Source organism: Burkholderia orbicola, from assembly GCF_900100915.1.
In the GTDB taxonomy this organism is placed as follows: Bacteria; Pseudomonadota; Gammaproteobacteria; order Burkholderiales; family Burkholderiaceae; genus Burkholderia; species Burkholderia orbicola.
In genome coordinates this window covers 1,789,849-1,813,745 of sequence record NZ_FNKW01000001.1, presented here as the reverse complement: position 1 = coordinate 1,813,745, position 23,897 = coordinate 1,789,849, and the positions used below count along the sequence as shown (strand labels likewise).

The window sequence follows — 23,897 nt, the reverse complement described above, 5'->3', positions numbered from 1 at the left end:
GCGACCGCAATAGCGGCGGATTGTCGCACCCCGTGCGCAGGCTGCTTTTTGCGCAATGGGCACACCCGGCAAGTGCGGCCAAACTGCGCATCGACCCGCGTGGCCGGGCGGAGAGCGTTACCAGGCAAGGCTTTCAGCAAAATTACAATGCGGCGATTGAACGGTTTGGATAATCCATTTCGCTATCCGGATCATTTTGATGCGATGCACATAAAGTCATCCGAAACGATTCGACTTTACCGCAGCGCGGAATCGCAAATACCTGATACAAGAAAAATGCCAGGTATAAGCGTATCCGTATTTATCCGTAGTTCCCCGCCTGTATTCGGCGTTCGCGAAGCCTCGTCGCAAACGCTTTTACCGGTGTGGCGTTTACCCTGCTTTATTCAGGCGGTTTGCTGCCGTTCGAAATAATCGCGCTGGAAGATGCACATGCGATAAGCGTTGTGATACGCGCCATTCCCGAAAAATTCCTCCTTCAATTCGGCCTCGTGCTGGAATCCGCATTTCTCGTACACGTGAATCGCCGCCGCGTTCGACGTATCGACGATCAGGTACAGCTTGCGCATGTTCAGCACCTTGAACGCGTACTCGATCGCGAGGCGCGTCGCCTGGCCCGCATAGCCGCGCCCCTGGCGCTGCGGCGCGATGATGATCTGGAACTCGCCGCGGCGGTGGATGTAGTCGAGCTCGATCAGCTCGACGAGGCCGACCAGTTCGTCCTGCGCATCGACCGCGACGAAACGGCGCTCGCGCTGGTCGTGTACGTGGCGGTCGTACAGCTGCGACAGTTCCGAGAAGGTTTCGTACGGCTCCTCGAACCAGTAACGCATGATCTTCGCGTCGTTGTTGAGTTCGTGGACGAAGCGCAGGTCCTGGCGCTCCAGCGGCCGCAGCGCGAGCGTGTTGGTATCGTTCTGGAGTTGCATGTTCATGTCCTTTTTGAGGGCGGCGCACGTGCGGAACGCCCGCGCGGCGCGGCCGCGTTCGGGCCCGTTTCGCACTGTAAGAAATTGAACGCGGGCGGAGTTCAGAGCCTAGAATGGGAGCAAGGGTTCCTGCCACCGCAAGGAGGCTATCGTGATCGAGCAAGTCATCCTCGGAATTTTCCTCGTGCTGCCGCTCGTCATCGTGGCTGCGCTGTTTTCCGACGAACTGTGGCAGGAGCACCGCCGCCAGCATCCGCGCGACGAGAACGCACCGCACATCGACTGGAAGCATCCGTGGCGCCGCGTGCGACGCGGGCATTGACGTCGATCATCGCCATCCGCGACAAGCGCCGGCCGGGGCGACCCGGGCCGCGTAACCTGCCGGGCACGCCCCTTGCGCTTCGATCCGATTCCCGCCCAACCCGCGAGACGCCGACGTGAACGACAAGCCCACCACTCCTCCGCACGATATCCCGAACGAAACGATCGACCTGCAGATCGCCGATGTGCTGGCGGCCGTCCGCTATCCGGCGAACAAGGATGCGATCGTCGATGCCGCGCGCGACGCCGGCGCCAGCAACGAAGTGCTGTCGATGCTCGACGGCCTGCCCGAACAGGACTACGCGGACGTCGACGCCGTCACGCGCTGGGTCGCCGGCAACTTCGGCCCGGGGCTCGGCATTTGAGCGCCGACCAATAACGCGATAGGATCGGGCCGCACCGGTCGCGCCGCGATCGGCAGGCGTGCCGCCCGGCGCAAGATCGGGCGTTCGAGCACGCGTGTCCGGGGGACTCCATGGAAGGCATCCTGATCCAGCACACGACGCAACGTCAGCTGTGGTTCGGCGCGCTGACTGCGCTCGTCATCCTGCTCACGCTCGGGATTGCCGCGCCGCACGCGAACGTCGCGCTGCCGGCCGTCGAGCCGTTCATGCCGATGTGCGCGCTCACCGTGTTCACGACCGCGAGCATCGCCGCGTTCTTCCTCGGCGCGCAGTTCACCGTCACGCGCCAGCCCGTGCTCGGTGCGCTCGGCGGCGCCTATGCGTTCACCGCGCTCGCCGTCGCGCTGCAACTGCTCACCTTCCCCGGCGTGTTCGCCCCGCACGGCCTGCTCGGCGCGCGCCCGCAAAGCGCCGCATGGATGTGGGTCTTCTGGCATGCCGGCTTTCCGTGCTTCGTGATGGCCGCGCTGGTCGCACGCGAGCGGCTGACGCGCGCCCCGGTCGGCGCGAAAGAGACGCGCCGCTGGACCGTCGCGCTCGTCGGCGGGCCGGCCGTCGCGGCGGCGCTCCTGTGTGCGCTCGCGCTGAACGTGTCGCTGCCGCCGGCATTCCACCCGCCCCGCGACGCGGCCGTGCTGCCCGTCAGCGGCATCGCGCTCGTCGTGTGGGTCCTCAACGTGCTCGCGCTCGTGGCCGTGCTGGTCACGGGCCGGCTGCGCACGACGCTCGACCTGTGGCTCGCGATCGCGGTGCTCGCCTGCCTCACCGATACGACGCTGAACCTGCTGTCCACCAACCGCTTCACGGTCGGCTGGTATGTCGCGCGCGTGTTCAGCATGTTCACGCCCGGCGTGCTCGTGTGCGTGCTCGCGTGGGAAGTGACGATGCTGTATCAGCAGCTGTTCGAAGCGCACGCGACGCTGATCCGCTCTTCCGCGCGCGATGGACTCACGGGCGCGTTCAACCGCAGCCACTTCAACGATCATTTCCACACGCTGTTCCTGCAGGCGCGGCGGCAGGGCGAACCGCTGTCGCTGCTGATGGTCGACGTCGACCGCTTCAAGGCGTACAACGACGCGTTCGGTCATGTGAAGGGCGATGCGTGCCTGATCGCCGTCGCAAATGCACTGGCCGGCGCGGTGCGGCGGCCGGCCGATATCGTCGCGCGCTACGGCGGCGAGGAGTTTGCCATCGTGCTGCCGAACACCGGCGCGCGCGGTGCGCGGGTGGTGGCTGACGAAGTGCGCGACGCCGTGCTGCGGCTCGACCTCGCGATGCCCGACTCGCCGGCCGGGCGCGTGAGCGTCAGCGTCGGCTGTGCGACCGTGTCGGCCGACGATCTGTCGACGCCCGACGCGTTGATCGAGGCTGCCGATGCCGCGCTGTATCGCGCGAAGGATGCGGGGCGAAACCGGGTCGTCGTCGCCTGAAAACGTCTGCTGTTTGGCGAATTGTTACGGTCATTGTGACCGGAATAATCCGCCGTTACGGATTGCGGCGCGGGGATACGATCGCTTACAGCCTGGGGCGAGGCCGCTCGCTATGCTGGGTTTCATATTGAATCCAAGCAGGTGAACGCGATGAAGAAGGCCCTTTTGCTGATTGCCGGCGTCGCCGTGTTGTTGAGCGGCTGTATCGTGGTGCCTGATGGTGGCGGGTATTACGGTGGGGGTGGGTATTACCATCATCATCGTCATTGGGATTGATGCCCTCCGGCCGAGCACTGCGTCACCATTCCGGATGTTTGAATTCGTTTCGGCATCCGGCCATGACGATGCGTGAGCGCCCATGCCGTTCGTACTCGATGGCACGCCGCTGGCAGCGGCAACGTACAGTTCAGTGCCCGCTCACTTCCAATACAGAATCGAGCGAGATCGATGGATGCCTTGACTAGCAAGGGCAGAAACCCGACAAAGCGATTTGCGTGCTAAAGACACAAGGTGACTCGAGTTATCCACAAGATCCTCGCCCAGCGCCGTTGATGCTCACGCCATCGATGCTTCGATGTGCTGCTTCATGCGTTCGAGCAGGGCTTCACTCGTGATGTTCGAGCCATTGTCACGACAATCCTCGACGTACTCCGGTTCGATCGCGATGGTCACGGCGGCCGCGTTACGTACCAGGCGGTAGAAGGTCGCAGGATCGTCCGGCTCAATCGCTTTTTCAGAGTGGAAATAGTCGAGGTCGATGTCGAGAACATAGGGTTCCGCCTCCACCGTCGGCACACCGTCCCGCGCTGCCATAACGTTGAGCACGTTGAGCTCGTGGTCGAGATAGACCGTTTCCAGCACCTGCGCCGAGTGGACCGGCGTGCACTCGTCATCGTGCGACTCCTTCATGCAACCGATCGCACAAATCGAACCCGCCTCGTAGAGCACGCCTGGCTCGCTGCAAGTCTCGTAGCACAGGTTGATGACGAAGCCGCGGGACAGGATCCCCGCTGCGATCGCGGTCTGGATGTGTTCGTCATTGTGAAGCTTGCCAATGGCGTCCAGCACCGACGCCTCGTCGTCGTAGCGCAGGTTAGCGATCATCCCCGGCAACATCGCCTCCATGGCCGCTGCCCGAGCGCCGCCAGTCTTTCTGCGCGTGGCATCGAACAGGTGCCGGTAGAACGGTTCGTAAGTGTCCGTGTGATGGTCGAGCGTGAGCAGCACCGGCGCAGCGACTAGGGACCGACGAATCTCCGCCCATGACTGCAGGACGTGGTGGTGCGATGTGACGATATAGACGTCCTTGCTACCAATGATGGCCTTCTCGTGAAGCATGGTGTTGGGTAATACGCGCGTCCGGGAGCATCAGCATACAACGGTGGAGCCGCCCGCGATGCGTTGCGCGTCGCGCCCGGCCTGCGGACGTGGGGGACTGCGACGCCCGGCAGCGACGCTGTCGACCGACGTCGCGATCGCTCTGGTCGGCACACCGCTGATGCTCGCGACGATCCGGCGCGGCGCCACGTGGTCGGGCATCTACATGCGGATGCCGAACGCGCGGCGAGCAGCAGCTCGTCGACTGGCTCGAACGGCCCGGCTAGCCGCTGCGCACTGCGCTGTTCGTCGTGGCCGACGTGCTGGCGGTGCCGGTCAGCGTGTCGGCCAGCCCCGCGGTAGCCAACTTGAAATCTGATTACCGATCTTTAAGAGTGGTCAGTTGAGGGTCTTGAGATATTGCTCGAACTCCCATTCATCGACCCATGACACCTTGCCCAGACACGACAGGTTGTCGACGGTGAGAAGCTGGCGCCCCGATGCTACTGCGTCCCGAGCGCGTTGAAGTTTCGCCTCGATAGAACCCACCCATTTGACCCACTTCGACAACTGCGTGTACGACAGAGTATCGATATCCAACCCAGCCAATTCTTTACACGTCGCCGCCAAGTCGACGACAAGTATCTCTTTCAAATTATTTTCTTGATATAGCGCATCGAGATTGCTGATCTGACCGACCAGCTCATCGATGATGAACGGACGCGGCACGGGGCGGCCGGTGCGCGCTTCCTCCGCGTCCGCCTCTTCCTTTGTGGCTTCACGCGGGACCGTCACGATGTTGCTGCCTCTTTTGATCATGTCGCAGACGTATCGGACAATTTTTTCAGGAACCCCTTTATTCAGATCTACGAGCGGGCGAGCGTGTTTATAAACCCAATCCGCACCTCTCCCCTCCTTGCGAATTTCCTCGATGGTCTGCATCAACTCGTCTAGGCGGAAATGGAAGCTCCACAGGGTCTCGCGGTTCTCCTTCTCGGTGATATCGCGCTCGAACTGGCGGGACTTGTCGTTGAAATCCACACCGAAGTGGGTCTTCCCACAATCCTTTCCGATATTGGTTTCCAAGCCACTCTTGGTCACTACGATATAGCCGCGATTGTGTGGCGTATGACAGCTCGACAAACCGCATCGCAGTTTGTCCTTGAACGCGTATCGGCCGATGATTTCCTTAAGCTCATGCTGCTTCGGGTCTAGGTCACCGGTGAACCCCGCCCGTTCGACGATGGTCGACCAGTCATCCACTCGGATGAGCTGCTTTTCAGTATTTATCGTGATCAACGCGCTTCCCCTTGGTGCAATGCACCACGCATACCCCGTTGCACAACATCGAGCCTCGTCATCCTACCGGGCGATTGCCCACAAGTGTACCTGCTCGCGGAACGAGTTCTTGGAACCAACTCACAGGATCACGCTGTTGCCCACACCGGTGGTAACCGTGGGAAAATTCGTGACACAGCGCCACCTGACCACAGGCCGCACGGGGAAAACATGAATACCAAAGAGGTCATCGATGATATTCGTCATGCGCTCGACGATATCGAATCAAAAGGTATTACACAGATAGACATTCAGAATTTACGAAATTATCTGAACCACGTCGAGAAAACCGTTAACCACACCGACATATCGAGCGACGGCACACAAAACCCGATCACCTACAATCTTGAGGTTTGGAAAGCTCAGTTGGTATACAACACCGCATCATCTACTGAGATGTTTAAGGCAGTCGTCGAGGCAGGACAAACTGCTCTAAAATCTGCCATCGTCATCAACGGCGGCGCAGCAGCAGCTCTATTGGCGTTTGTCGGAAATGCCATCACGAAAGGAGCAATGGTTCCGGGCGACATATTGTTGACTCAAGTGGGAAAGGCGATGTTTCTATTTACTTCCGGCATGGGCTGTGCGGGCCTTGCCACTGGATTTAGATATCTTTCGCAATATGGATATGCTCATGCAGCTGGAGACAAAAGGCTTCTTCGCGCTGGAGCAATATCGAACATCGTATCCATTTTGCTAGGTCTACTTGCATTTATCGGTTTCGCCACGGGGAGTTTCCAAGCGTACAGTGCGATTACAACTCCCGTACCGCGCGTGCATGTTGCCGCATCGCAGACAACGCCACCAACTCGCGAGGAGCGGCGAACCGGAGACGCATCGACACCAAACGGAACGGCCGCTACCAAATAGCTGATCGATGTCGCATATTGCGACGCGTCAGTTCGGCGCTCCAGTGTTGCTGGCTCTCGGCCTCAAACCCTTGTCACGCAACGATCCACTCGACGATGTTTGGCAACAATGGGCGACTGCTCACTTCCCGATACAAAACCTGCTGAAAATCACCCCCAGCAGATCATCCGACGTGAACTCCCCGGTAATCGCATTGAGCTGCTCCTGCGCGAGCCTCAGCTCTTCGGCAAACAGATCGAGCGACTGCGCCCGCTGCTCCGCGTGATCCGCCGCCTGCGCGAGATGTTCCTGCGCGGCCCGCAGCGCGATCAGATGCCGCTCGCGCGCCAGATACACACCCTCGGCCCCCGCCTGCCACCCCGCAATCCGCAGCAGTTCCGCACGCAGCATGTCGATCCCGTCGCCGCGCTTCGCCGACAGATGCACCTCGGTCAGATCGCCTTCTGCCGCCGGATGCTCGACGCACGCCGGCACGCCGGTCAGATCCGTCTTGTTCAGCACGCGCACCACCGGCACGCCGGCCGGAAACCGCGCGGCGATCGTTTCGTCGTCCGCCGTCATCCCCGTGCGCGAATCGAGCAGATGCAGCACGACGTCCGCGCGCTCGATCTCGCTCCACGTGCGCGCAATGCCGATCCGTTCGACTTCGTCCTCCGTCTCGCGCAGCCCGGCCGTATCGATGATGTGCAGCGGAATCCCTTCGACCTGGATCGTCTGCGCGACCTTGTCGCGGGTCGTGCCGGCGATCGGCGTGACGATCGCCAGCTCGGCGCCCGCCAGCGCATTCAGCAGCGACGACTTGCCGACGTTCGGCTGCCCCGCGAGCACGACCGACAGCCCTTCGCGCAACAGCGCGCCCTGTCGCGCGTCGCCGAGCACGTGCGCGAGTTGCGCGCGGATCTTCGCGAGCTTGCCGCGCGCGTCGGCCGCTTCGAGGAAGTCGATTTCCTCCTCCGGAAAATCGAGCGTCGCCTCCACCAGCATCCGCAGCGTGATCACGTCGTCGACGAGCGCATGGATCTGCCGCGAGAACGCGCCATCGAGCGAACGCCCGGCCGAGCGCGCGGCCGCCTCGGTGCTCGCCTCGATCAGGTCGGCGACGGCCTCGGCCTGAGCGAGGTCGAGCTTGTCGTTCAGGAACGCGCGCCGCGTGAACTCGCCCGGCTCCGCCAGCCGCAGCCCGAAGCCGCGGCCCGCATCCAGGCAGCGCTGCAGCAGCAGCTGCATCACGATCGGCCCGCCATGCCCCTGCAACTCGAGCACGTGCTCGCCGGTGTACGAATGCGGCGCCGGGAAATACAGCGCGATCCCGCGGTCGAGCGGCGCGCCGTACGCGTCGAGGAACGGCACGTAGCTCGCATGACGCGGCGCGAGCTTCTGCCCGCACAACGCGTCGATCAGCGGCAGCGCGGCCGCCTCGCCGCCGCGCCCGAACGACACGCGGACGACGCCGATGCCACCCCGGCCGGCAGCAGTGGCAATGGCGACGATCGGATCGGAATCGGTAGCGAGCATGGGAATCGAAGGAATCAGGGAAATCGGGTAATCAGCGGGTCAATGGTGCGCCCGCGCAACAGTTCGGGCATCGGAACGCCGGCATTGTAGCGTGCCGGCTCATACGCCACCGGCCGCGACGCCGGCTTCGGACTCGCCCGAATTTATCCCGCCGGGGATAAGCCGAGTATCAGTCCGGCGTCATGACGGTGCGGCCATTTCGGACGAGTATGCGTGCCGGAGGGGCTTGGCACCGCGTCCCTCAATTTCATTCCCCATCCTGACCAAGGGGGGATTCGTCCGAACGAGATACGTTTATCCCATATGGTTGTCTGGGACGCGGCGATGGAATTGCACAATCTCCCCATGCCGACATCCGAAGAAAAAGCCGCGTTCTCGGAACGCCTGAAATTCGCCCTGCGGCGCAGCCCGGAGAAGGTCACCGGCGCGACGGAGCTGGCGAACCGATTCAATCTGCGTCACCGCGGAACGCACCCCGTTTCGCCGCAAACCGCGCATAAATGGCTGACGGGCCGCACGATCCCGACGTCGGACAAACTCGAAACGCTCGCCGAATGGTTGCGCGTCGAAGTGCACTGGCTGCATTACGGGCCGTCGCCGAGCGTGATCGAACATCCGACGCCGCAACCGCTGCCGCGCGACGAACGGTATCCGCCCACGCCCGAGACGATCGAACTCGCATCGAAGATCGAGGCGTTGTCTCCGCATCAGCGCTACCTCGTGCAGGAACTGGTCGAGCAGTTCTACGGCGATCCGAAGCTCGAAGCGAAGAAGGCCTGAGCGGCAGCAACCGCACGCGCCGCCGCCGTCGCCGGGAAAACGCCGGGAAAACAAAAAGCCGCATGGTCACGAACCATGCGGCTTTTTTTGCGCGCATCGCGGGCGGCTGGCCACCCGCGAATGCAACGAACGTCAGGCCGGCTTCTTCTTGACGCCGCCGAGCTTGCGCGTGATGTAGTACTGCTGCGCGATCGACAGCACGTTGTTCACCACGTAGTACAGCACGAGACCAGCCGGGAAGAAGAAGAACATCACCGAGAACGCGATCGGCATGAACTTCATCATCTTCGCCTGGACCGGGTCCGGCGGCGTCGGGTTCAGGCTCGTCTGCACGAACATCGACACGGCCATCAGCACCGGCAGGATGAAGAACGGATCGCGCTGCGACAGGTCGTGAATCCACAGAATCCACGGCGCGCCGCGCATTTCGACCGACGCGAGCAGCACCCAGTACAGCGAGATGAACACCGGGATCTGGATCACGACCGGCAGGCAGCCGCCGAACGGATTGACCTTCTCGGTCTTGTACAGCTCCATCAGCGCGGCGTTCATCTTCTGCGGATCGCTCTTGAAGCGTTCGCGCAGCGCCTGCATGCGCGGCGTGATTTCCTTCATGCGCGCCATCGACTTGTAGCTCGCGGCCGACAGCGGGAAGAACACGGCCTTGATCAGCACCGTCAGCAGCACGATCGCCCAGCCCCAGTTGCCGACATAGCCGTGGATCTTCTCGAGCAGCCAGAACAGCGGCTTCGCGATGATCGTCACCCAGCCGTAGTCCTTCACGAGCTCCAGGCCCGGCGCGATGCCTTCGAGCATGCGCTCTTCTTCCGGACCGGCGAACAGGCGCGCCTGCACGTCGGCCGACTGGCCCGGGGCGATCGCGGCGATCGGCTGCTTCACGCCGACGCGGTACAGCGTCGGGTCGATCTTTTCAGCGTAGATGTCGCGCTTCGCGCCCTGCTGCGGAATCCAGGCCGACGCGAAGTAGTGCTGCACCATCGCGACCCAGCCGTTGTCCGCGGACTTTTCGAAGTTCGCCTTGTTCTTGTCGAGGTCGCTGAAGTCGATCTTCTGGAAGTGCTTCGCGTCCGTGTAGACCGCCGGCCCGAGGAACGTATGCGAGAACATCGGCGTTTCGACGGCCGTGTTGTCGCGCACCAGTTCCATGTAGACCGTCGGCGTGACCGGTGCCGTGCCGACGTTGTCGATCTTGGTGTCGACGCCGATCACGTAGCTGCCGCGCGTGAACGTGTAGGTCTTCACGACCTTCACGCCGCCCTTCACCGGCGATTCGAACGACAGCTTCAGCGTGTTCTGGTCACCCGTCAGCGACGTCGAGCCGGGGTTCAGCTGCGTGTAGACGTCGTTGTGGTTCGGGAAATCGCCGCCGAGCAGGCCCGTGCGTGCGAGATACGTATGGCCGGCCGTGTGGTCGAACAACGTGATGTACAGATCGGGCTGCTTGCCGTCGCCCTGCTTCTTCAGCGTCAGCTTCGCGAGCGTGCCGCCGCGCGTGTCGATTTCGCCGTCGTACACGTCGGTCGAGAACTTCACGAGCTGCGCCTGCGCGGCCGGAGCCGTCGTCGACGGTGCAGCGCCGGCTGCAGCGGCAGGCACGTCACCTGCGGTCGTCGCGCTCGTGCCCGATGCGCCGCCGGCAGCGGCCGGGGCCGTGTGCGTGGCGCTCGGGAAGAACATCGACGGGCGTCCATGGTCCCGCTGCCAGTTGTCGTACAGCATGACAGCTGACATGAAGAAGATCACCCATAGGACGGTGCGTTTGATATCCATGCGTTGTCTCAGAGTCGATGGGACCGCGCGTCGGCTTCGCCGCGAGCGCGAGTGTCGGAGTTGGGCGGCGGGACGAGGTCGACGCCGCCCGCGGAAAACGGGTGGCATCGGCACACGCGCCTGACGGCGAGATACGTGCCGCGCGCGGCGCCATGATACTGGATTGCCTCACGCGCGTAATCCGAACAGGAAGGATAAAAACGGCAACGGTTGCCGAGCATCGGGCTCACGGCAACCTTGTAGAAGCGCAGCAAGGCGATCAATACCGTTTTCATACCTTGGGCGGCGCCGTACGACGCCGCGTCAAAACCGGCCGGGCGGGCGCGAACGCCGCACCGGGCACGGATGCGTCACTCGGACGCGGGCTTCGACGCGCGGCGCGCGATTTCCCGGACTGCCCTGTCGAGCAGTTCGCGGATCTCGGCCGCGCACATCGCCGCGAGCGGGGCGGAAGCCGCGCTCGGCAGCGCTTTCTTGTCGAAGCGCGTGTGCTGCCGCAGCAGCAGGTCGTAACCGGCGAATTCGGCGCGGCGCAGGCGAAACTGATCGCGCGCCAGCCGCTTCACGAGGTTACGGGTGACTGCTCGCGGCGCATACTTCTTGCCGATGACGAGCCCCAGGCGTGCGGGCTGACCGGTCGGCTTGCCGTAGATCACGAAGTGCGCGGAACGCCGCCAGGGGCGCAAACGAAAAACGGATGAAAATTCATCCGTTTTCAGAAGTCGCGCAGCTTTCGGGAAGGCGGCTTTCGTCTGCGACGGATTCGCACCCGGCTCGACGGCACCTTCCGCAGGACTGCGGACGGCGGACACAGCGCGCAACCTGCCTTAGATGGCGAGGCGCTTGCGGCCCTTCGCGCGGCGAGCGTTGATGACCTTGCGGCCACCTGCCGTCTTCATGCGGACACGGAAGCCATGGGTGCGCTTGCGGCGCGTCACGGACGGTTGGTAAGTACGTTTCATGATGTTCTCACTTGTTCGAGAATGTCGAAATTCAGGGGACCGCGTGCCCTTAACCGGAGGCATTCGGGCGAACGCAATCGCCGGGAATACAGGATTGGTTTTCGCGGAACCCGCTATTTAAACCGTTTTTCCGTTGACGGTCAATACTTTACGAGTCGCTCGCCTGTGCCGGGCCGCGCCGATCCGGCCCCGCGACCCACCAACCCAGCCTGTGGATAAGTCCCGCTGTGGCCGCGTTTGGCGTTAGAATCTCGCCTTATCTCCAAGAATCCCGCACGCCGCCTCGGCTCGCGCCTGCCCCTCCAACACTGTGACGCAGGCGTCCGAGGCACGCTCGCACGACCGCTTCGGGCCTTGTTGCGCGACTGCGACAAGGGCGCCGGCGAGCCGCGCTGTGCACGCAAAAAACGACAGTTACTTGATGAACGATTTCTGGCAACACTGTTCCGCACTGCTGGAGCGCGAGCTGACGCCCCAGCAGTACGTGACGTGGATCAAACCCTTGGCCCCGGTGGCCTTCGATGCGTCGGCGAACACGCTGTCCATCGCCGCGCCGAACCGCTTCAAGCTGGACTGGGTCAAGAGCCAGTTTTCGGGCCGGATCTCCGATCTGGCCCGTGAATTCTGGAACACGCCGATCGAAGTCCAGTTCGTCCTCGATCCGAAGGCCGGCATGCGCAGCGCCGCCGCAGGCGCCACACCGGCCGCCCCGCGTGCGCCGCTGACCCCGAACGGCCCGGCCGCGACGGTCGCCGCGATCGCCGCCAACCTGACCGCGAATGCTTCCGCTGCGCCTGCCGCGCCGGCCGACGTGCCGATGACGCCGTCGGCGGCCGCCGCACACCACCTGAACGCCGACGACGCCGACATCGACCTGCCGAGCCTGCCCGCGCACGAAGCCGCGGCCGGCCGCCGCACATGGCGTCCGGGCCCGGGCGCCGCGCCCGCGAACGGCGGCGAAGCCGATTCGATGTACGAGCGCTCGAAACTGAACCCGGTGCTCACGTTCGACAACTTCGTGACCGGCAAGGCGAACCAGCTCGCGCGCGCCGCCGCGATCCAGGTCGCGGACAATCCCGGCATCTCGTACAACCCGCTGTTCCTGTACGGCGGCGTCGGCCTCGGCAAGACCCACCTGATCCACGCGATCGGCAACCAGCTGCTGCTCGACAAGGCCGGCGCGCGCATCCGCTACATCCACGCCGAGCAATACGTATCGGACGTGGTGAAGGCGTACCAGCGCAAGGCGTTCGACGACTTCAAGCGCTACTACCACTCGCTCGACCTGCTGCTGATCGACGATATCCAGTTCTTCTCCGGCAAGTCGCGCACGCAAGAGGAATTCTTCTACGCGTTCGAGGCGCTGGTCGCGAACAAGGCGCAGGTGATCATCACCAGCGACACGTATCCGAAGGAAATCTCCGGCATCGACGATCGCCTGATCTCGCGCTTCGACTCGGGCCTCACCGTCGCGATCGAGCCGCCCGAGCTGGAAATGCGCGTCGCGATCCTGATGCGCAAGGCGCAGTCGGAAGGCGTGAACCTGTCGGAAGACGTCGCGTTCTTCGTCGCGAAGCACCTGCGCTCGAACGTGCGCGAGCTCGAAGGCGCGCTGCGCAAGATCCTCGCGTATTCGAAGTTCCACGGCCGCGAGATCTCGATCGAGCTAACCAAGGAAGCGCTGAAGGACCTGCTGACCGTGCAGAACCGGCAGATTTCGGTCGAGAACATCCAGAAGACCGTCGCCGACTTCTACAACATCAAGGTCGCGGACATGTACTCGAAGAAGCGCCCCGCGAACATCGCGCGGCCGCGGCAGATTGCGATGTACCTGGCGAAGGAACTCACGCAGAAGAGCCTGCCGGAAATCGGCGAGCTGTTCGGCGGGCGCGATCACACCACCGTGCTGCACGCGGTGCGCAAGATCGCCGACGAGCGCAGCAAGGACGCGCAGCTCAACCACGAGCTGCACGTGCTGGAACAGACGCTGAAGGGCTGAGCGCGCGCACCGCGCTTGATAATTCGGCCTCCGCCCCAATTTAAGGGGGGCGGTTCGGTTTTGAGGCACAATACTGGTTTGACCGCCCCGGTGGTGGCGGGCCAAGAGCCCGGCCGGCGGGGCGCTGCGTGGCTGCTGCGCTGCAGGCCGTTACTCAACGAAGGAACTCTATGCAACTGGTCAAGACCGAACGAGACACCCTCCTCAGGCCGCTGCAAACGGTCAGCGGCATCGTCGAACGCCGCCATACGTTGCCGATCCTCGCCAACCTGCTGATCACCAAGAACGGCCCGGACGTTTCATTCCTGTCGACCGACCTGGAGCTGCAGATCACCACGCGCGCCGACTTCGGCGTCGGCGGCGACCAGATCGCGACCACCGTCGCGGCCCGCAAGCTGCTCGACATCCTGCGCGCGATGCCTGACGGCCAGGTCACGCTGTCGCTCGCCGACAAGCGCCTCACCGTTCAATCGGGCAAGAGCCGCTTCGCGCTGCAGACGCTGGCGGCCGACGAGTTCCCGACCGTCGCGCAGGCGAAGGATTTCGGCGCCACGCTCACCGTCCCGCAGAAGTCGTTCCGCCAGTTGCTCGGCATGGTGCACTTCGCGATGGCGCAGCAGGACATCCGCTACTACCTGAACGGCATGCTGCTCGTCGTCGACGGCGACCAGCTGATGGCCGTGGCCACCGACGGCCACCGCCTCGCGTTCTCGTCGATGAAGCTCGAAGGCGGCACGTTCGGCCGCCAGGAAGTCATCGTGCCGCGCAAGACGATTCTCGAGCTGCAGCGCCTGCTCGAAGACATCGACGACACCGTCACCATCGACATCGCGCAAACCCAGGCCAAGTTCACGTTCGGCCAGGTCGAGCTCGTGTCGAAACTCGTCGAGGGCAAGTTCCCCGACTTCCAGCGCGTGATCCCGAAGGCGCACAAGAACACGTTCGAGATCGGCCGTGAAGAACTGCAGCGTTCGCTGCAGCGCGCGGCGATCCTGACCTCGGACAAGTTCAAGGGCGTGCGCTGCATCATCGCGCCGGGCCAGCTGAAGATCATGTCGACCAACGCCGATCAGGAAGAGGCGCAGGAAGAACTCGAAATCGCCTACCAGGGCGATACCGTCGACATCGGCTTCAACGTCACGTATCTGCTCGACGTGCTCGCGAACCTGAAGGTCGACACCGTGCAGGTGAGCCTCGGCGACGCCAGCTCGAGCGCGCTGATCACCGTGCCCGAGAACGACGAGTTCAAGTATGTCGTGATGCCGATGCGCATCTGACGCGCTCGACATCGCGACACACACCAGGGGGCGGCAAGCCCCTTTGGCGTTTTTATGGCGAACCGACAACCCGCCCTTTTAGTGCCTTTTCGGCACTTGGGGCGGGCCAGGAAACTGGAGCGGCCCGGCGATTTCTCGCTGAAACGCACCGCGCCGCCACGAGAGTGGCCCCGCAGAACCGGAAGATATCCATGAGTGAACAGCACAATTCGCAACCCGATAACAGCAGCTACGGCGCTTCGTCGATCCAGATCCTCGAAGGTCTGGAAGCGGTGCGCAAGCGCCCCGGGATGTACATCGGCGACACGTCGGACGGCACCGGTCTGCACCACCTCGTGTTCGAGGTGCTTGACAACTCGATCGACGAAGCGTTGGCCGGGTACTGCAACGACATCCACGTGACGATTCACGCCGACAACTCGATTTCCGTGACCGACAACGGCCGCGGGATTCCGACCGACGTGAAGATGAACGACAAGCACGAACCGAAGCGCAGCGCCGCCGAGATCGTGATGACCGAGCTGCACGCGGGCGGCAAGTTCGACCAGAACAGCTACAAGGTATCGGGCGGCCTGCACGGCGTGGGCGTGTCGTGCGTGAACGCGCTGTCGAGCTGGCTGCGCCTCACCGTGCGCCGCGACGGCAAGAAGCGCTTCATGGAGTTCCATCGCGGCGTCGCACAGGATCGCGTGCTCGAGGTGGTGGACGGCGTGGAAGTGTCGCCGATGCTGGTTACGGGCGACACCGAGAACCGCGGCACCGAAGTGCATTTCATGGCCGATCCGACCATTTTCGGCACGGTCGAGTATCACTACGACATCCTCGCGAAGCGGATGCGCGAGCTTTCGTTCCTGAACAACGGCGTGCGGATTCGCCTCACCGACCTGCGCTCGGGCAAGGAAGACGATTTCGCGTTTGCCGGCGGTGTGAAGGGCTTCGTCGAGTACATCAACAAGACGAAGACCAACCTGCACCCGACCGTGTTCTTCGCGAACGGCGAGAAGGACGGCGTGGGCGTCGAAGTCGCGATGCAGTGGAACGACAGCTACAACGAGAACGTGCTGTGCTTCACGAACAACATTCCGCAGCGCGACGGCGGCACGCACCTGACCGGCCTGCGGGCCGCGATGACGCGCGTCATCAACAAGTACATCACCGACAACGAAATCGCGAAGAAGGCGAAGGTCGAGACGACCGGCGACGACATGCGCGAAGGGCTGTCGTGCGTGCTCTCCGTGAAGGTGCCGGAGCCGAAGTTCAGCTCGCAGACGAAGGACAAGCTGGTTTCTTCCGAAGTTCGTGCGCCGGTTGAGGAAGTTGTGGCGAAGGCGCTCGAAGAGTTCCTGCTCGAGACGCCGATCGACGCGAAGATCATCTGCGGGAAGATCGTTGAAGCCGCGCGTGCGCGGGATGCTGCGCGGAAGGCGCGTGAAATGACGCGCCGCAAGGGCGTGCTCGACGGCGTCGGCCTGCCGGGCAAGCTCGCGGACTGCCAGGAGAAAGACCCGGCGAAGTGCGAAATCTACATCGTCGAGGGTGACTCGGCAGGTGGGTCGGCGAAGCAAGGGCGTGATCGCAAGTTCCAGGCGATCCTGCCGCTGCGCGGCAAGGTGCTGAACGTCGAGAAGGCGCGCTACGACAAGCTGCTGTCGTCGGAGCAGATCGTCACGCTCGTGACCGCGCTTGGGTGCGGCATCGGCAAGGAAGATTACAACCTCGACAAGCTGCGCTATCACCGCATCATCATCATGACCGACGCGGACGTCGACGGTGCGCACATCCGGACGCTGCTGCTCACGTTCCTGTATCGCCAGATGCCGGACATGATCGAGCGCGGGTACGTGTATATCGCGCAGCCGCCGCTTTACAAGATCAAGGCGGGCAAGGACGAGCGGTATCTGAAGGACGACGTGGAGCTCAACGCGCACATGCTGCGGTTGGCGCTGCAAGGGTCGGAGCTGGTGCCTGGGGAGAATGCGGCGGCGATTTCTGGGGATGCGCTTGGGGAGTTGGCGCGGTCGTATCTGCTGTCGCAGAGCGTGATCGATCGGTTGAGCCGGTTGTATGACCCGGCCGCGCTGGAAGCCGTTATGGATGGCGTGGTGATCGATCTTTCCAATGAGGAGTCGACTGAGGCTTCGGCTAAGGCGCTGCATGCTGCGTTGCATGATGAAGCGCTGAAGAACGAAGTGCGGGTCGTGCCTTCGTATGACGCGGTTCGCGAACAGCGGGCGCTGCATGTCGAGCGGACGCATCACGGCAACGTGCGGGTTTCGGTCATCGACCAGGAATTCCAGCACACGGCGGATTATCAGCAGCTCGTGACCACCGCGAATACGTTCAAGGGGCTGATTGGGGAAGGCGCGGTCATCAAGCGCGGTGAGCGCAGCATGGCCGTGGCGGACTTCAAGAGCGCGATGAAGTGGTTGCTGGCGGATGCAGAGCGGAACGTTTCGAAACAACGCTATAAGGGGCTCGGCGAAATGAACCCCGAGCAGCTGTGGGAAACGACGATGGATCCGGCAGTGCGGCGTCTGCTGCGGGTGCAGATCGAAGACGCGATTGCGGCGGATGGGATCTTTACTACGCTGATGGGGGATGACGTCGAGCCGCGGCGGGCGTTTATCGAGTCGAATGCGTTGCGGGCGGGGAATATTGACGTCTAACCCATGGTAATAAAAGGACGCATATCCTGAGCACATTTGTCGCACAAATTGCCTAAAATGAACAACGGCCGCCTCAGTCGAGGCGGCCGTTGTTCTTTAAGCCCGCGATTTTGCAGCTACAAACGGAGCTGGCTACGGCTCCCGCAGCTACATGTGCGCTTGTGTGCAGCGCGCCGATTCAAGCAACCGCTCGCTCTCGGATTTCTGCCAGAACACGTACTATTTGCGTCACAGTCGCTTCGGGAAACACCCCAAACGGCCCCTGTGCATTGATGTCAGTGAACGGTGATTCGAAGAGGCGACCGGCCTCCATGAAACCGTTCTGTATCAGCTCCTGGACAATCAGGTTGATGAATTCGATTTGGTCTGCGGTTGTCGTCGTACCCTGAATAAAGATGCTGAAGGCTGCTGCTGCTGCCTCCCGGTCGAGGCCGACCAGGGAGCGAATGAAAATGCCGAGACCATGGCTCTTCTCTTTCGCCTCGTTGATGAGGGCAGGCGTGCCACCCGCTTCCACCAACATGCGTTCCAATTCTTCTAAGTCAGACGGAGTCAGCCGCTGATTCCGCCGCAGTCGTTGCAAGGAGAGATGAGATTCATGCTCCCGGAGAAACTGGCGGGCTTTCTCCCGAAACTTGTTCATGTTCAGTCCGGCCATCACCTGCGGCAGCTCGACGAAGCCGATGTCACCGAGTTCGTCCTCGAAACTAGTGTAGACAATCCGCTTCTGCCCTTTCGGAATCAGTCTGACCAGAGCGCGAAGGCGTCGCCGTATCGTCTCCAGCATGGGAACCGTTACATCCTGCCACCACTCCTCGCCGGCAACTGCCTGGATGAGTTCCGCCTCAGCCTTGATGGCGGGAATCGCCATCTGCTCCTCCAGTGCGCTGGCAATAGCCTGAATCTTTTCCCGAAGACCTGCGAATGAGGGCGCGGCCTGCAGGACAGCTAGTTGGGTTCGCAAAACCAGAATGTCAAAGCGTTTGGCTTCTTCATCCTCATCGCCCTGTTCTGACGGGAGTGCGGCCACGTGAACATTAAGTTCATGAACCTGCTCGTCGCCAAGGATTTTCCATGCTTCGGCGGCGGCGTAACGCTCGACGTATTGCCGATGCGGACGGACTACAAAATTGTCCAAATTCATCGCGGCAACACGCTCCTGCAACAGCGTTGCCGTGTCGCCGCGTAGCCTCGCGACAGTCAGCTCGCCATCCGCAGCATCGTCCGCCTCATCTTTAAGCCGCTTGTCAAGTTCCAGAAGCATTTCCACCCGGGCCTTGAACAGCCGTGTGGTGAGAGATTCAGCCATCGCTCCTTCGGATACCTTCGGATTCTGGCTGAAGAATTCGAGGTTCTGGCAGAAATCGAAAACGAAAAAATCCTTTTTGTCCTGCCCGGGGCCAAACAGGTCCTTGCACAGGCGAGTACCACGCCCCAACATCTGCCAGAACTTGGTGTTTGAGCGAACGATCTTGAAAAACACCAGATTCACAACCTCCGGCACGTCGATGCCCGTATCCAGCATGTCGACGGAGACGGCGATGTGAGGTGCTTTTTCCTTGTCAGAGAAATCGTCGATGAGCGACTGCGCATACTCGGTTTTGTACGTCACCACGCGGGCAAACTTCCCTTTGTGGTGGGGATAGTTCACGTTGAAACGCTCGGCGATGAAATCGGCATGGTCGTTATTCTTGGCGAAGATGATGGTCTTGCCGAGACGGTCGCCGCCCGCCACCTTGTGACCGAGTTGCATCAACACCTCGAGCGCCTTGTCGACGGTATCGGTGTTGAACAGCCATTTGTTCAAATCCTCCGAGCCGACCTCATCAGGCGTCGTGCCCTCGTCGTTCCAGTCCTTCTCATCCCATTCCTCTTTTTCCTCTTCAGACAGATCGTCATATCTGATGCCCTGACGCTGAAATTTGAGCGGGACGGATACAGCAACGGGCGGGACGAGATACCCTTCGGCAACGGCATCGTCCAGGCCATAGGCATCCGTTGGAACACCAGGTTCGAGGTCAAACAAGCCGTAGGTGTTTTTGTCGATTTCGTCTCGCGGGGTGGCAGTCAGGCCCACGAGTAACGAATCGAAGTATCGGAAAATCGCTCGGTACTTCTGGTACACAGAGCGGTGTGCCTCATCGATGATGACCAGGTCGAAGTAACCCACACCGAAGCGACGGTTGCCGTCAAAAGCTTCGTCAATGAGCTTCATCATGGTGGGGTATGTGGACACGTACACACGGCCATCCGTATTCTTCTCAGTCACCAGATTGACCGGCGACGAAGACGGAAGATGTGTCTTGAAGGCGTTCACAGCCTGGTTGACCAGCGCCACGCGGTCGGCAAGGAAGAGAATCCGCTTCGCCCAGTTTGCCCGCATTAACACGTCTGCTAGGGCAATCACCGTTCTTGTCTTGCCCGAACCCGTGGCCATCACGAGCAGGGATTTACGAAGATTTTCCTTCTCAAATGTCTCGCCGACGCGCCGCACTGCGCGCGTCTGGTAGTGGCGCTCAATGATCTCCCCGTCAATCAACGTCTCGCCCAGCTTTTTGCGACTGGACCGACGCTGAACCAGGAGTTCCAATTCGTCTTTCTTGTAGAAACCCTGCACCTCGCGCGGCGGATAGTAATGGTCATCCCACATCCAGTGCTCGTAGCCACTCGAGTAGAAGATGATGGGGCGTTGCCCATACATCGCCTCCAAGCAGTCGGCATAGTGCTTCACCTGCTGTTGACCGAACGAGGCGCTCTTCGTGGTCCGCTTAGCCTCGATGACCATGAGTGGTTTGCCGTCATCGCCCCAGAACACGTAATCGGCATAACCCACACCCTGCCCATTCGGCATGCCGGTGACCTCGACCTCGAAGTTCTTGGCCGGGTCGAGCCTCCAGCCGGCTTCCTTCAGCAGGAGGTCAATGTACGCCTTGCGAGTCTCCGCTTCCGAATAATCATGGGTATCCGGCTGAGCGGAGTTCGCAGCTTTGGCAGCAGCTACCTCGTCCCGCAGCCGCTCCAGTTCTCCCTTGGTTTGCTCGTAGTCGGCACGGAGCGCTGACAGATTGTCGTCACGCTGTTGGAGCTCCTGAGTCAGCTTCTGCAGCTGCACCTGGGAATGCGGGGGCACGACCGAAGCGGCAGGAATCAGTTCAATGGAAAAAGATTTGCCAGGCTCCGGTCGGGAGCAACGCCCATAGGTACGGGCAACCCAATAACAGAAGTGGAACAGCTCGCGGACCGCATTTAGTGCGTCGGATTGAGTGAGCTTTTTCTGACTGTGAGCGGCCTCATTGCCAAGATCCTTGATGAGTCTGGCCTTGGTGAATACCGCCTGTCCGACGCCATTACGAAACGTGGCCTCGTAAATGTACGCGCTGAGCGTGTCCTGATACGGTTGCTTCAGGGTATTGTCGTGGGAATATAGCCAGGCGACTGCAAGCTCGAGGCACCGGCGGGCATAGATACAGGCGACCCGCGGGTCGCCGTTGACTGCGCCTTCCGCCTTGCGTGCATCTTCATAAAGGAAGGGCCACTCGGGTTGGAGGAAGGCAAAGTTGCTCACTTATTGAGTCCCACGGAAGGCGTGATATTGAAGGGAAGCGAACAAGGCATCTAACTCGGTCAACATTCGTCGATGAAGTGCTTTGGCCTTTCTCAAGCCATCAATCCGCTCTGCATATTCAGCCTGAAATTTAAGCGGTGGACAGGCTATTTTCATGGCCTTAATTTCAGTCGCATTGATATTCGCCATACCAATGATGCTCTTGCACATTCCCCGCAGGACCTTTTTCGCATAGGGCGTATTGAGAAATCCAGACAAATATTCTGGACGATTACCCCCACCAACACGGAGCCGAATTAGGTAACCCGCATAAGCCATTGGTACTTCATGCCGGAAGAGCGCCGTTTTCCCCACGAGCTCAACACTATTCGTTCGATTAAATAATATATCACCGTCTCTCACAAGATAGCGTTCTCGCTCGCTCTCCGATAAATTCATGAATTTCAGATCGGAAAGATCTACCTCACCAGTTCGGGTGATGTTATTCATTCGCAAAACAGGAACCTCCCCATCTGGCATCGATTTTTCACTCGTTCCATAGCTGGCTGACACTAGTAGGTCACCAATTGTGCCTATCTGCCATCCCTTCCGATTTGTTGCCGGATCTCCAAATATGTCAACAAAATTCGACTGTGCCATGTTGTCTAGCAGCGTGAGCGCCGCCTTTCGCTTCGCGCGTAACTCGTCGGCCTTATCGAGGATGGCCGCGATGCGGCGCTGCTCTTCAACTGGTGGCAGGGCAATTTCGAGAGAACCAATATCGTCTCGATTCACTTGCTTAAATGTAGCCCCTTTTCCCTTCGCTGCCAACGTCGGTGCGTGATGGCTAAGCCAATGCCACAAAAAAACGGAATCCAACCCACTCTTCGGTCGAAGTCCCGCCACACCACGACCTAAACAATACTCCGCATCTGACCAAACTTTCTCCCCAATCGTTGCACGAATGCCAAGCACAATGTCACCGGGGCGGCATTTCTTCCAAGCACCAGTCGTAAATTTCTTTGGTTTTGGATAAATTTCACCGAAATCTCCAGCGCCTGCGATAAGCGGCAATCCCTCATTAGAATTGTTATAGGTGTCCCCGCTCGGCGCCTGTCCCATCGTAATTTCGCATACCGAATCCAGCCGCATAACCTTCGTCACTTGAGCATCTCCTCAAGCTCGGCCATACCAGCCTGAATTTCAGCCTCAAGTGCCTGCAGCTTCGCCAGAATTTCCTTCGGCGGCAGGTGCTCAACTTCCTCATGTACGACTTCCCTGTACCGATTGATGGACAGGTCATAGCCTTGCGCAGCGATGTCCGCCTTGGGAACTGAGAAGCTCTGGGACGTACGGGGATGCTCCCGCTCGGCACCATTTCTCTGCTTCCAGCGCACCAGTACATCAGGGAGATTGTTCTTAGCGTGCTCCGCCTCGGTTAGTGCCTGGGCCGGCATCACACCCAGTTTGTCTTCATCGAGAAGTGGCTGACGTTTGTCATCCAGGCTCCAACCATCGGCTTCCATGTCATAGAACCAGACGTGATCCGTGCCACCGGAATTAGTCTTCGTGAACAACAGGATGGCGGTGGAAACGCCGGCATACGGCTTGAACGCGCCGGCCGGCAGCGAAATCACTCCATCGAGCTTTTGGTCTTCGACAATAGTCCGCCGCAGCTCCTTGTGCGCTTTCGATGAGCCGAACAGCACGCCGTCCGGCACGATGACGGCAGCGCGCCCCCCCGGCTTCAGCAGTCGCAGGAACAGTGCCAGAAAAAGCAGTTCCGTCTTCTTCGTTTTGACAATGGCCAGCAGGTCCTTGGCCGTGTTCTCATAGTCGAGAGAGCCAGCGAACGGTGGATTCGCGAGGATGAGCGAGTATTTCTCTTCATCACCGGCATGATCCTGTGCCAACGAATCCTTGTAGCAAATGTCCGGATTCTCGACCCCGTGCAGCACCATGTTCATGTTGCCGATGCGGAGCATGGTGTTGTCGAAGTCGTAGCCGTGGAACATACCGTTGTGGAAATGCTCGCGACGGCCCGCATCGTTCAACAGCTTCGGATAAGTTTCGCGTAGGTACTCACTGGCTGCCACCAGGAAACCACAGGTACCACTTGCCGGGTCACAGATGACGTCATCGGCATTCGGCTCGGTCAGCGCAACCATCAGCTTGATGATGTGGCGCGGCGTGCGAAACTGGCCATTCTGGCCCGCGCTCGCAATCTTGCCGAGCATGTATTCGTAGACGTCGCCCTTGGTATCCAGGTCGTCCATCGGGACGTGGTCGAGCATGTCGACGACTTTGGCGAGCAGGCCTGGAGTTGGGATGGTAAAGCGCGCATCCTTCATGTGATGCGCATAGGCAGTATCCTGCCCGCCCAATACACGTAGGAATGGAAAGACGTGTTCACCAACGACCGTGTACATCTCAGGTGCGGCAAAATTCTTGAACCGCGACCAGCGAAGATCACTGTATTCCCGGCCTTTCTCGTCCTTGCCGCGCGGAAAAATTCGGTCGACCTGAGGCCGACCTGTGACGACGGCCTTCTGCTCTTCCAGCGTATGCATCTCGTCGAGACGGCGGATGAACAGAAGGTAGGTGATTTGTTCCATCACCTCCAACGGATTTGAAATCCCCCCGGACCAGAATGAGTCCCAGATGGCGTTGATTTGGCTTCGGATTTCGCCGGTCAGCATGCTCGATTGCCCTAAAACGTGTTTTTTGCGATATGCAGCGTGACCGAGATTTTGG

At 61.0% G+C, this 23,897-nt stretch carries 20 protein-coding genes and 1 pseudogene; 10 read left to right on the top strand and 11 right to left on the bottom strand.

Translation table 11 applies throughout. The features are described from left to right. Positions 1–386: 386 nt before the first annotated feature. Complete coding sequence (speG, locus tag BLS50_RS08640; RefSeq protein WP_011546509.1) at positions 387–929, bottom strand: spermidine N1-acetyltransferase; 543 nt, start codon at positions 927–929, stop codon at positions 387–389. 151 nt (positions 930–1,080) lie between these two features. Between speG and BLS50_RS35885 the strand changes: the two genes are divergently transcribed. From BLS50_RS35885 to BLS50_RS36285, 4 genes are all read left to right on the top strand, one after another. Then, positions 1,081–1,251 (top strand): hypothetical protein, encoded by a 171-nt coding sequence (locus tag BLS50_RS35885; protein ID WP_006489933.1) that lies wholly within the window; start codon positions 1,081–1,083, stop codon positions 1,249–1,251. A gap of 115 nt (positions 1,252–1,366) precedes the next feature. Beyond that, entirely contained in the window at positions 1,367–1,615 is a 249-nt protein-coding gene (locus BLS50_RS08635; RefSeq protein WP_027811031.1) for a DUF2795 domain-containing protein, read from the top strand. Between the two features lie 110 nt (positions 1,616–1,725). Next, on the top strand, positions 1,726–3,084 hold the full coding sequence (locus tag BLS50_RS08630) for a sensor domain-containing diguanylate cyclase (RefSeq protein WP_074801929.1): 1,359 nt from the start codon (positions 1,726–1,728) through the stop codon (positions 3,082–3,084). Between the two features lie 150 nt (positions 3,085–3,234). Then, entirely contained in the window at positions 3,235–3,360 is a 126-nt protein-coding gene (locus BLS50_RS36285) for a hypothetical protein (RefSeq protein WP_256097665.1), read from the top strand. Positions 3,361–3,639: 279 nt separating this feature from the next. On the opposite strand, the gene BLS50_RS08625 is transcribed toward BLS50_RS36285, so the two are convergent. Continuing rightward, complete coding sequence (locus BLS50_RS08625; protein WP_074801926.1) at positions 3,640–4,422, bottom strand: peptide arginase family protein; 783 nt, start codon at positions 4,420–4,422, stop codon at positions 3,640–3,642. A 112-nt stretch (positions 4,423–4,534) separates the two neighbouring features. On the opposite strand from BLS50_RS08625, the pseudogene BLS50_RS36520 reads away from it, so the two are divergent. Continuing rightward, positions 4,535–4,757: pseudogene (locus BLS50_RS36520) on the top strand (Fe(3+)-hydroxamate ABC transporter permease FhuB); the annotation flags it as partial. 43 nt (positions 4,758–4,800) lie between these two features. Here BLS50_RS36520 and BLS50_RS08620 read toward each other — a convergent pair. Continuing rightward, positions 4,801–5,664 (bottom strand): hypothetical protein, encoded by an 864-nt coding sequence (locus tag BLS50_RS08620; protein ID WP_256333981.1) that lies wholly within the window; start codon positions 5,662–5,664, stop codon positions 4,801–4,803. A 246-nt stretch (positions 5,665–5,910) separates the two neighbouring features. Between BLS50_RS08620 and BLS50_RS35230 the strand changes: the two genes are divergently transcribed. Beyond that, positions 5,911–6,609 carry a hypothetical protein gene (locus BLS50_RS35230; protein ID WP_143028327.1) on the top strand — a complete coding sequence of 233 codons (699 nt, stop codon included), beginning with the start codon at positions 5,911–5,913 and terminating at the stop codon, positions 6,607–6,609. A 120-nt stretch (positions 6,610–6,729) separates the two neighbouring features. Here the strand turns inward: BLS50_RS35230 and mnmE are convergent, their stop codons facing one another. After that, positions 6,730–8,124, bottom strand: coding sequence for a tRNA uridine-5-carboxymethylaminomethyl(34) synthesis GTPase MnmE (mnmE, locus tag BLS50_RS08615; protein ID WP_074801920.1), 1,395 nt, complete (start codon positions 8,122–8,124; stop codon positions 6,730–6,732). A 345-nt stretch (positions 8,125–8,469) separates the two neighbouring features. On the opposite strand from mnmE, the gene BLS50_RS08610 reads away from it, so the two are divergent. After that, positions 8,470–8,904, top strand: a complete 435-nt coding sequence (locus BLS50_RS08610; RefSeq protein WP_006489946.1) for a transcriptional regulator — start codon at positions 8,470–8,472, stop codon at positions 8,902–8,904. A gap of 132 nt (positions 8,905–9,036) precedes the next feature. Here the strand turns inward: BLS50_RS08610 and yidC are convergent, their stop codons facing one another. From yidC to rpmH, 4 genes are all read right to left on the bottom strand, one after another. Further along, positions 9,037–10,695 (bottom strand): membrane protein insertase YidC, encoded by a 1,659-nt coding sequence (yidC, locus tag BLS50_RS08605; protein WP_074801918.1) that lies wholly within the window; start codon positions 10,693–10,695, stop codon positions 9,037–9,039. 8 nt (positions 10,696–10,703) lie between these two features. Beyond that, positions 10,704–10,970 (bottom strand): membrane protein insertion efficiency factor YidD, encoded by a 267-nt coding sequence (gene yidD / locus BLS50_RS08600; RefSeq protein WP_011546514.1) that lies wholly within the window; start codon positions 10,968–10,970, stop codon positions 10,704–10,706. Between the two features lie 75 nt (positions 10,971–11,045). Then, complete coding sequence (gene rnpA, locus BLS50_RS08595) at positions 11,046–11,507, bottom strand: ribonuclease P protein component (RefSeq protein WP_006489941.1); 462 nt, start codon at positions 11,505–11,507, stop codon at positions 11,046–11,048. A gap of 15 nt (positions 11,508–11,522) precedes the next feature. After that, positions 11,523–11,657 carry a 50S ribosomal protein L34 gene (gene rpmH / locus BLS50_RS08590; protein ID WP_004198824.1) on the bottom strand — a complete coding sequence of 45 codons (135 nt, stop codon included), beginning with the start codon at positions 11,655–11,657 and terminating at the stop codon, positions 11,523–11,525. A gap of 421 nt (positions 11,658–12,078) precedes the next feature. On the opposite strand from rpmH, the gene dnaA reads away from it, so the two are divergent. From dnaA to gyrB, 3 genes are all read left to right on the top strand, one after another. Next, entirely contained in the window at positions 12,079–13,656 is a 1,578-nt protein-coding gene (gene dnaA, locus BLS50_RS08585; RefSeq protein WP_218133152.1) for a chromosomal replication initiator protein DnaA, read from the top strand. Between the two features lie 170 nt (positions 13,657–13,826). After that, positions 13,827–14,933 carry a DNA polymerase III subunit beta gene (gene dnaN / locus BLS50_RS08580; RefSeq protein WP_006490996.1) on the top strand — a complete coding sequence of 369 codons (1,107 nt, stop codon included), beginning with the start codon at positions 13,827–13,829 and terminating at the stop codon, positions 14,931–14,933. A gap of 191 nt (positions 14,934–15,124) precedes the next feature. Then, positions 15,125–17,599 carry a DNA topoisomerase (ATP-hydrolyzing) subunit B gene (gyrB, locus tag BLS50_RS08575; RefSeq protein WP_011546516.1) on the top strand — a complete coding sequence of 825 codons (2,475 nt, stop codon included), beginning with the start codon at positions 15,125–15,127 and terminating at the stop codon, positions 17,597–17,599. 178 nt (positions 17,600–17,777) lie between these two features. Here the strand turns inward: gyrB and BLS50_RS08570 are convergent, their stop codons facing one another. From BLS50_RS08570 to BLS50_RS08560, 3 genes are read right to left on the bottom strand one after another with little or no spacing between them, the layout of a single operon-like run. After that, positions 17,778–21,164 (bottom strand): DEAD/DEAH box helicase family protein, encoded by a 3,387-nt coding sequence (locus tag BLS50_RS08570; RefSeq protein ID WP_074801912.1) that lies wholly within the window; start codon positions 21,162–21,164, stop codon positions 17,778–17,780. Further along, the gene (locus tag BLS50_RS08565; RefSeq protein ID WP_143028326.1) at positions 21,165–22,307 is read right to left on the bottom strand and encodes a restriction endonuclease subunit S; all 1,143 of its coding nucleotides are present in this window, start codon (positions 22,305–22,307) and stop codon (positions 21,165–21,167) included. Further along, entirely contained in the window at positions 22,304–23,842 is a 1,539-nt protein-coding gene (locus BLS50_RS08560) for a type I restriction-modification system subunit M (protein WP_074802779.1), read from the bottom strand. The genes BLS50_RS08565 and BLS50_RS08560 overlap by 4 nt, the downstream gene beginning before the upstream one ends. Between the last annotated feature and the right edge of the window lie 55 nt (positions 23,843–23,897).